This is a genomic window from Streptomyces sp. NPDC057654 (assembly GCF_042800135.1).
Classification (GTDB): Bacteria; Actinomycetota; Actinomycetes; order Streptomycetales; family Streptomycetaceae; genus Streptomyces.
Genome location: NZ_JBHVHQ010001176.1, coordinates 1 through 2,074 on the forward strand (window position 1 = coordinate 1; position 2,074 = coordinate 2,074).

General features: G+C 66.9%; 2 protein-coding genes. One reads left to right on the forward strand and one right to left on the reverse strand.

All coding sequences use genetic code 11. The annotated features are described in order from the left end of the window. Window positions 1-1,181 (reverse strand): PEP/pyruvate-binding domain-containing protein (locus tag ACFU99_RS41730; RefSeq protein WP_384403473.1); only part of this gene is annotated, 1,181 nt, incomplete at its 3' end. 492 nt (window positions 1,182-1,673) lie between these two features. Here ACFU99_RS41730 and ACFU99_RS41735 point away from each other — a divergent pair. After that, window positions 1,674-1,991: a hypothetical protein gene (locus tag ACFU99_RS41735; protein WP_384403476.1), complete on the forward strand. Its 318-nt coding sequence runs from the start codon at window positions 1,674-1,676 to the stop codon at window positions 1,989-1,991. Window positions 1,992-2,074 lie beyond the last annotated feature (83 nt).

A 2,074-nucleotide genomic window follows, 5' to 3' on the forward strand; every position in this document is an offset into this window, starting at 1 on the left:
GTGACATCGAGGAGGCCGGCGCGGCTCGTCGGCGACGCGAGATGCCGGGTGACGTCCACGAACAGCCGCCCCCCGGCCTCGGCCATCGGGCGGGGCGTCGTCATCTGCCAGAAGGACAGCCCCAGGGGCTTCATGGCGTCGGTCATCATCTGCTGATGGCCGACGGAGAGGTAGACGTGATGGTCCGTGTCATCGACCTCCGGGACGGGGAACAGCGTGGTGATCGGCCGGCTCTGCACGATCTGGAAGCCGTCGTCGACCAGGCACCACTCGATGTCCTGCGGGCGGCCGAAGTGCGCTTCGATCCGCCGGCCCAGCTCTACGAGCCGTACGACCTGCGCGTCCGTCAGCGCGGGCTGCTCCTGCCGGGCCTGCTCGACCGGCTGTTCCTGTGTCCCGCCGCCCGGCGCGGCGTGGAGCGCGCGCTGCTTGACGGCGATCGTCCTGGAGACGACGGCGCCGTCGGTCACTTGATGGACGTCGGGGGTCATCAGGCCGGAGACCAGGGCCTCGCCGAGGCCGAAGCCGGCCTCCACGCAGCTGATCTTCCGGTTGGACGTCACGGGGTCGGCCGTGAAGAGGACGCCGGACGCCTGGGCGGCGACCATCCGCTGCACCACCACGGCCATGTGGACCTTGCGGTGGTCGAAGCCGTTGCGCAGCCGGTAGGCCACGGCGCGCTCGGTGAACAGTGAGGCCCAGCAGCGGCTGATGTGCCGGAGGACGGACGCCGGCCCCACGACGTTCAGGTATGTGTCCTGCTGGCCCGCGAAGGAGGCCGTGGGCAGATCCTCCGCCGTCGCGCTCGACCGCACGGCGTAGGCGGCGCCCTCGCCGAGCCCCTCACCGCTCCCCTCGCCGAACCGGACGAGTGCGCTGTTGACCGCCGCCGTCACATCGTCCGGGACGGCGATTGCTTCGATCGCCCGGCGGACCTCCGCGCTGTGCGTACGAATGGCTTCCAGGTCGTTCGGGTTCAGGCGCGAGAGCCGGTCCAGTTGATCGTCAATGGCCGGTGCGTTCTCCATGATGCGGCGGAAGGCGTCCGTCGTCACGCAGAAACCGGCGGGTACGTGAACGCCCTCGATGCGCGAGAGTTCCCCCAGGTGCGCGCCCTTGCCGCCGATGACAGCGCCCTGTGTCCGGTCGATCTCCCGGAGCCCCAGCACGTAGCTGCCCATCCGTTCACCATCCCCATGTATCAACAAAAAACGCTTACTTCGCGAACCGGCTTTTTCGGAAAGTTCCGGCCGGGGCCGACCATTGTGCGGTACGACCTGGGCCTTGCCACAAGCCCCCCAGTGCGTTATATGTTGAAGATGGAAGGAGTGCGTTCACAGTCGTTCGCACCCGTTCGTGCGTGAGCGCGCTGACCAGGCTGCGCCGCACCGGCCGAATACGGCCTGACCGCTCCGCTCCGGCGTCGAGCTCACCATTCACAGCAGGCAACCGGGCCAACCACCGGATCAGCACGTTCCGACAGACCCGCACATCCGTCGTATCCCCGATGGCGCGTCCGTCTCGTGAAACTCGTCATCACCACTGGTCACAGCCTGTTTCGGCTCTCTGGTGCACCTGCGTCGCCCGCGCTACTTTCTGAGCCGTGATGCTCGTACAAGCACACCGCGATATGGGGGAACACATTGCGTAGGTTCGCTGCATCTGCCGCAGGAATGGCTCTCGCCCTGGGGGCTCTCGGACTCACCGCGGCTCCGAGCGCCAGCGCGGCGACGCCCTGTCCGTCGGGCGCCGTCTGCATCCGCGAGACGAACGGCACCATCCTGAACAAGAACATCTTCTACAGCTACGGCAGCCACAACCTGTCCAACGTCACCGGCGTCCGGGTGCTCGTCAACAACCAGACCGGAGGCGCCGGCTTCCAGATCTGCAAGGGGTACAACGGGACCAACTGCTCCGTCGTGTATCGCAACAAGGGGGAGTACGAGCCGTACGACTTCACGCCCATCAACTCCGTCGTGCTCGTGCGGTAAAGGCAGTAAAGGCAGTAAAGGCAGTAAGGGCAGGGTGAGGTAAGCCGTCGGAGTTCCTGCGGCGGCGCCCTCCAGCGGATAGG